Origin of the sequence: Zarconia navalis LEGE 11467 (assembly GCF_015207075.1) — a bacterium.
Classification (GTDB): domain Bacteria; phylum Cyanobacteriota; class Cyanobacteriia; order Cyanobacteriales; family Geitlerinemataceae; genus Zarconia; species Zarconia navalis.
Genome location: NZ_JADEXN010000400.1, coordinates 1 through 5368, shown reverse-complemented (window position 1 = coordinate 5368; position 5368 = coordinate 1). Strand labels below are relative to the sequence as shown.

Genomic DNA, 5368 nt, shown 5'->3' with positions numbered 1-5368 from the left:
GCCTATAACGCCATTCTCACCTGGATCGAGCAAATCCAAGAGCAAATTGGGCAGCGATCGATTCCCAGTCCTGTTTTCGTTCTCGATCGGGCCGTGTCAGAGTTTTTGTGGGATGGGAATCGCCTCCCCTACGATCGACTGGTTATCCTGCGCGAATTGCTCGAAACGGCACAGCATTACTGGGAAGTAGCATCGCGTCTCGATGGGGGCGAATCCCCCGGCAACACGAGCGCTCGCTTTATTCAACTGCTGCGGCGGGGGACGGTTGCTGCCAACCCTTACCCGGTGCGTCCCTCAAATACTCAAGCTGCCGTGACGCTGGCGAATATCTTTCAGTACCGTTCCAGTCGTGCCTCCCATCCCTGGCACTTCTGGATGGATATCAGTTCTCCCCTCTGGGCGAGTGGAGGTTCGGCGGTTTTGTTTGGTGCGCCCTTGTTTCTGGAGAATCGATTGGGTCGTCTCTGGACGGCTGACGATACCCAAGAGGCCAATGAGGAGCGCATCCGCCGGATTTTGCTGGACTTGTTGGGACGGGTGAACGAACGGGTTATCCTCGGTCATAGCGACCTGGCGGCCAACGGACAAGAGCAACTCGGCCCGCTACTATCTTTGGTCAATGCCTCGGTTCCATTTGAGTTACCGACGATCGGACGCAGCTAAGGCGCGTATATTAACGTCAGTTTGCTAAATTCTTTTGCCACGGTCATCTACCACAGTAGTACTCCACCACAGAAATTACCCATCATAATTTCTGTGGTGGACGACTATTCTCCCCTGTCTCCCTCAATCGCGGCATCAGCGAGACGAGATTGCAAGGTCGGTAGCGGCTGTCGAGTTGCCAGCGGATAATGTCATCCCAACCGTCGCGGCAAGCCCCTGTCGATCCCGGCAGTGCGAAGAGATACGTACCGCCAGCCACCCCAGCAGTTGCTCGAGATTGCAAAGCGGACGTACCAATTTTGGCATAGCTGATGCTTCGGAACAGTTCGCCAAAACCGGGTATTTCTTTGTCGTATAAAGCCTGAAAAGCTTCTGGTGTCACATCTCGACCGGTGATCCCAGTACCTCCGGTGGTAATAACGACATCGATGGTGGTATCGGCAATCCAATTTTTAAGTTGTTGGATAATTGCTATTTTTTCATCTTCGATAATCGCGCGGGCGATGACACAATGACCGGCTTGCACGATTCGATCGACCAATATTTGACCGGATCGATCGGTTTCAAAAGTACGGGTGTCGGATACCGTTAAAACGGCAATATTGACTGGGAGAAAAACTTGAGTTTCATCAATTCGGTTTGGTTGCTCGCTCATCAATAAAAGCCCTTTAACTTTAGATTGAATATCAATTCTTAGAGCAGGAAAATTTCTAAAAAAATTTATTTATAACAGACAAATAAAGAAAACAAATATAATTGCAAGTTAATATCTTTGTATATACAAAATTCGTAAAGAATATATCGATTTAAGTCGATTGAAAGTCATATTTAAAAATGCTTATATTTTAAATAAAAAACTTGTTCTCTATTCTTTTGAGAAGATCGATCGTGACTAAATAAATAGACTGAAATCGATTTTTTTTTACCATACCAATAATAAAAGCATCATCTTCAAAAACGATCGAAATATCATAGAGTTTTGTCCTTCATTGAGTGTTTTACTCCAATTGTCGAACCATCGAAGTCGCTGTTGCGAAAATCCAGACGACAATTAGTCAATCAGCTCATCTGGAAACCCACGTCAAAATTTTGATCGAATTAAGATTAAGATCGCGATTTTTCAACCTTTAGGATACTCGATCGGATCTAGGTCGATGAGTACATTTACTTGTCTGCAGTACCGGAATGTCCAAATCGGCAAACAACTACGATATTATAAAAAAACTCTACTAATCAGGTGGTTCTCATGGGTGAATCAAAACGTCGCAAAGCAGCACTGGGAGAGAAATACGGTCAAGAGAAGCAAATCCTTCCTTGGTTGCCGATTACCAAAACTCAAGCAGAAGCATTTGTCAAATGGACAACTCGCGGGGCTTGGGTGGGAATAGGCGCTCTTGCATTGGTTTGGGTTACCGTCATTTTCATCGGTCCATCCCTTGGGTGGTGGTAGACTGACTAAGCCGAACGCGAGTATTTGGGACGTAAAGCGTAAAGTTGTCGTAACGCCAGCATTGAGATGCAAGTCCCAAAGCCTGATGAGCCAGGAAGTTTCCCCTGGGCAATCTCGATCGAATCTTGCATCGTCAAAGCGATCGACCCCTTTTTAAAGAAATAAAATATAAACAATACGAAAAGAGATATACAAATTACAAATATAATTTATTCGATAATTATATTTACAATTATGAGTCGGGAACGAAAATATTCAGCTTTCCATCTAACAAACCTTAGGAAGTTTATCGATCGCCACGACTCGCTATCCCTATCTAACTCGTGGTTTTAGGGATTGAATTAGCAAAATTCCCGAGATTATCCCTCTTCTCGATCGAGAAATTGCGATCGCAAAATCAAGTGTCTTTCTCGATACTTTGCCCCACGCCAGAATTCGCTATGGTAGGAGATAGATATAGGAACTTCATCCATCAGGCTCTTAAATAGTGCTTTCGGTTACATGAAAACCGAAAAAAGTCGAGAATTGTTAAAAAAAGGTAAGATCGTCATAGAATATTTCAAGGTGTGTTAGGAGGAAATCATGTTTGTCCGACTCGCAGAACAACACCGCCAGTTCGTCCAAGACCTGGTGACTAATCTGCAAGCCCTCGCCATCGTGCTAGAACAAAGAGGGTATCTAGCATCGTGCTACACCTGTGGAGGTCAGAAAAATAGCGCCTCTTTTATGGTGAGCTTGGCAAACAATCACCTGATTCGGTTTTTAGTTTCCGATTATGGCATCACCTGGACGGAAATGCGCGACGATCGAGAATTAATGAAGCTAGAGGGTGCTGAAGCCATCGGTCAGTTGCAAGAACTCGCGGATTTAGTCAAGTATAAAATTCAGCCATCCGACTATCATCCAGCTCTAAGCTCATCAATGTAGTTATGGAGGCTTAGATACCCGATGAGCGAGCAACTCAATGTCTAAATCGAACGAACGACTAACTCATGACTCAATCGGACGCTGCATGGCAGCATAGCTTCATCAACACCAATCGCATTCGCCTGCACTGCGTGACCAAAGGAGAAGGGGATCTCGTGCTTTTATTACACGGATTTCCCGAATTTTGGTACTCTTGGCGCTACCAAATTCCAGCCCTAGCTCGCCACTTTAAGGTTGTCGTCCCAGATCTTCGAGGATACAACGATTCCGACAAACCGAAAAGCGGCTACGATCTCGATACTGTCAGTGCTGATATTCAAGGTCTAATCGAAGCGCTAGGCTATCAAAAAGCACATTTAGTCGGTCACGATTGGGGAGGAGCGATCGCATGGCATTTTGCCCAGAAATTTCCGCGTTTGCTCGATCGTCTAGCAATTCTCAACGCCCCCCATCCCGGACGATTTTTGCAGGAACTTTCGAGCAATCTCGACCAACAGCGCCGCAGTTGGTATCTTTTTGCCTGTCAGGTTCCCGGTATTCCCGAATGGCTCATTCAAAACAACCTTAAAGATTTTGTCAAAAATCTATTTCGGGAACAAGCTGTTCGTAAGGGGGCTTTTAGCTCGGAAGATACCCAAATGTATCAAGCTGCTTTGGAAAAACCGGGTGTTCTTTCCGCGATTCTAAACTATTACCGTCAGTTTCTCTCGCCCCAGAACTGGCTGTTCGAGGGATGGAAAACACCCGATCGGATTACGGTTCCCACCTTAGTTTTGTGGGGAGAAGAAGACACCCTCCTCAGTAAAAAACTGACTGAGGGACTCGACAAATTGATTGCAGCTCCCTTTAAACTGCGTATCGTTCCCAACTGCGGTCACTGGATTCAACAAGAAGTTCCCCAGACAGTCAATCGGGAGTTGTCCAATTTTCTTCGACGGGGTTAAGTTATTCCGACGACGGAAAATGCAGGGTATGGGAGAGCATTTTGGATTTTAGATTCCCCATATTTCCCCCGCTTCCCTCTCCTGCGGCACCAGAGATATCGAGAGCGGCTTCTTGGCACCGATCTCGATTTGATTTAACGAAACATGGGATATGGTCGAGCACGCTTGTATTGCTATTGGAATCGATCGCTACGAGCATTTGCAACCTCTGCGGTACGCCCAAGCAGATGCCGGTGCATTTCAAAGGTGCGTGGCGACTATTGCGGCCGTTCCCGATTCCCAATCTTGGCTGCTCGCGGAAACCTCCCCCAAGCGATCGGGTCGATCGACCTATCCCAGTTTAGAGAATATCGATCGCTCGATCGCCCAAATCTGCGCCCTACCCCTGCAACCCGAGGATATCCTCTGGTGCTTTTTTTGTGGCTACGGCGTCAATTTTCTGGGCAAAGACTACTTAATGCCCATCGAGGGCAATCCCCAAGACATTCAAGAAACGGGCATTTCCGTTGAGTCTTTTCTCGCTCGCCTCAAGCAAGCTAAGACCAAAAACCTGCGAGTATTTCTCGATATCAGCCGTCCCACCGGCAAGTACGCCGGTGTGGGGATTGGTAGCGAAACCCTAGAATTGGCCGACAAGCTCGAAATTGCAGTCATGCTATCGTGCCAGCCAGAGCAGTTTTCCCACGAAACCAGCGCTCTCGATGGGGGCTTATTTACCGCCGCTCTCGTGGAAGCTCTCGATAGCCAAAAATGCCCGACATTGGAAAGCTTAGATCGCTATATGCGCGATCGCCTTCCCCAATTATGCGACCATCACTGGCGACCCAAACAAGACCCCGTAACGATCGTTGGCCGGGACGAACAGCTTCATCAATCTCTCTTTCCGGCAAAAAAAGGAACTGCACCAGGGAAAGACCACCTCGAAACCCAACCTAAATTAACGTCCACCCAAGAGCCGCTTCCCCAGCCAAAACCCACTGCCCCGGCAAACCCGACCTGGGAGCGCTGGTTGTGGTTTGGGGGTCTTGCCGCTACCATTTTGCTACTAGGGGTGTTGCTCGCCCATGAAATCTCATTGAAAGATCGATCGCCGTCGGAAGAATCTTCGGATACTTCCCAATTTCCGTAAACCAATCCCCTCGAGCGGTCTCTTCCCATCCAAAATTGAAATTCTCATTTCCTCTGCGAGTTTTGCCATTGGGTAGTATGGCTCCAGTGAAATCGGCTCCCGAAAAATTGGTATCCGTCCAATCCACTTCCATCAAATTGGCTCCGCTCATGGGTGACAAGTTAAGGAATTCGATCGTGTGTCAAGGGGGTACTTTGAGGGTGGGTGCGATCGTGTAAAACTCAGACTGGATAAGTCATTGAGTTGGGGGATGCG

General features: G+C 47.3%; 6 protein-coding genes and 1 pseudogene. 5 read left to right on the top strand and 2 right to left on the bottom strand.

The genetic code is table 11. The features are described 5' to 3' along the window. A pseudogene (locus IQ235_RS17965) lies at positions 1 to 663 on the top strand (recombinase family protein); the annotation flags it as partial. A gap of 82 nt (positions 664 to 745) precedes the next feature. Here IQ235_RS17965 and moaB read toward each other — a convergent pair. Continuing rightward, positions 746 to 1318 (bottom strand): molybdenum cofactor biosynthesis protein B, encoded by a 573-nt coding sequence (gene moaB, locus IQ235_RS17960; RefSeq protein ID WP_264322788.1) that lies wholly within the window; start codon positions 1316 to 1318, stop codon positions 746 to 748. A gap of 591 nt (positions 1319 to 1909) precedes the next feature. On the opposite strand from moaB, the gene IQ235_RS17955 reads away from it, so the two are divergent. The 4 genes from IQ235_RS17955 (at position 1910) to IQ235_RS17940 (ending at position 5113) form a co-directional block, all read left to right on the top strand. Next, a complete protein-coding gene (locus tag IQ235_RS17955; RefSeq protein ID WP_264322787.1) occupies positions 1910 to 2113 on the top strand; it encodes a DUF2839 domain-containing protein in 204 nt (67 codons plus the stop codon). A 582-nt stretch (positions 2114 to 2695) separates the two neighbouring features. Further along, positions 2696 to 3040, top strand: coding sequence for a DUF1815 family protein (locus tag IQ235_RS17950; protein WP_264322786.1), 345 nt, complete (start codon positions 2696 to 2698; stop codon positions 3038 to 3040). Positions 3041 to 3105: 65 nt separating this feature from the next. Next, on the top strand, positions 3106 to 3984 hold the full coding sequence (locus tag IQ235_RS17945; protein ID WP_264322785.1) for an alpha/beta fold hydrolase: 879 nt from the start codon (positions 3106 to 3108) through the stop codon (positions 3982 to 3984). A gap of 151 nt (positions 3985 to 4135) precedes the next feature. Next, on the top strand, positions 4136 to 5113 hold the full coding sequence (locus IQ235_RS17940; RefSeq protein ID WP_264322784.1) for a caspase family protein: 978 nt from the start codon (positions 4136 to 4138) through the stop codon (positions 5111 to 5113). On the opposite strand, the gene IQ235_RS18955 is transcribed toward IQ235_RS17940, so the two are convergent. Then, the gene (locus IQ235_RS18955; protein ID WP_405196693.1) at positions 5016 to 5264 is read right to left on the bottom strand and encodes a pentapeptide repeat-containing protein; all 249 of its coding nucleotides are present in this window, start codon (positions 5262 to 5264) and stop codon (positions 5016 to 5018) included. The genes IQ235_RS17940 and IQ235_RS18955 overlap by 98 nt on opposite strands. Between the last annotated feature and the right edge of the window lie 104 nt (positions 5265 to 5368).

Coding starts and splice junctions, on each gene's coding strand:
- moaB (WP_264322788.1), bottom strand. CDS start 1,318: ATGAGCGAGCAACCAAACCGAATTGATGAAACTCAAGTTTTTCTCCCA.
- IQ235_RS17955 (WP_264322787.1), top strand. CDS start 1,910: ATGGGTGAATCAAAACGTCGCAAAGCAGCACTGGGAGAGAAATACGGT.
- IQ235_RS17950 (WP_264322786.1), top strand. CDS start 2,696: ATGTTTGTCCGACTCGCAGAACAACACCGCCAGTTCGTCCAAGACCTG.
- IQ235_RS17945 (WP_264322785.1), top strand. CDS start 3,106: ATGACTCAATCGGACGCTGCATGGCAGCATAGCTTCATCAACACCAAT.
- IQ235_RS17940 (WP_264322784.1), top strand. CDS start 4,136: ATGGTCGAGCACGCTTGTATTGCTATTGGAATCGATCGCTACGAGCAT.
- IQ235_RS18955 (WP_405196693.1), bottom strand. CDS start 5,264: ATGAGCGGAGCCAATTTGATGGAAGTGGATTGGACGGATACCAATTTT.